The organism is Pseudomonas syringae group sp. J309-1 (assembly GCF_032582135.1).
Taxonomy (GTDB): domain Bacteria; phylum Pseudomonadota; class Gammaproteobacteria; order Pseudomonadales; family Pseudomonadaceae; genus Aquipseudomonas; species Aquipseudomonas quasicaspiana.
On the sequence record NZ_JAWHNU010000166.1, the window covers coordinates 1 to 522 of the forward strand.

Annotated in this window: 1 protein-coding gene; it reads left to right on the top strand. The window is 67.8% G+C overall.

Annotated features, from left to right (window positions below; genetic code table 11):
• A partial coding sequence (locus RX972_RS29260; RefSeq protein WP_316880793.1) for a hypothetical protein occupies window positions 1-522 on the top strand: 522 nt, incomplete at both ends.

Sequence of the window (522 nt, forward strand, 5' to 3'; positions counted from 1 at the left end):
GGATTGGAAATACACCGATTTGCGCGCGCTGATGCGCGAGGTGCTGCCGCTGGCGCCTGCGCCGGATGCCGCAGCTCTGGGCCGCGCTGCTGCCGCCATCAAGCTGCAGGCGATCGACGGCGTGCGCCGCCTGGTGCTGGTCGACGGCGCGTTTGCGCCTGATCTGTCCGATCTCGGCAACCTCGACAAGGGCCTCGGCATCCAACCGCTGCGCGAAGTGCTCGACGCCGGTGACGGCGTGCTCTCCACGCAGGCCTTTGCGACCGACATCTCCAATCCGATGATCGCGCTGAACGGTGCGATGGCGACCGATGGCGTTGTCATCGAGATCGCCGACGGTACGGTGCTGGCGCAGCCGCTGCACATCGTGCACGTCGCATCCGGCACCGCCCCGGCCTCGATGTTCACGCGCTCGTTGCTGCGGCTCGGACGGGATGCCAATGTGACGTTGGTGGAGAGCTATCTCGCCGGCGAGGGCGCCAAGGCCTACCAGGCGTACGCCGGGCTGATCGTCGCGATCGG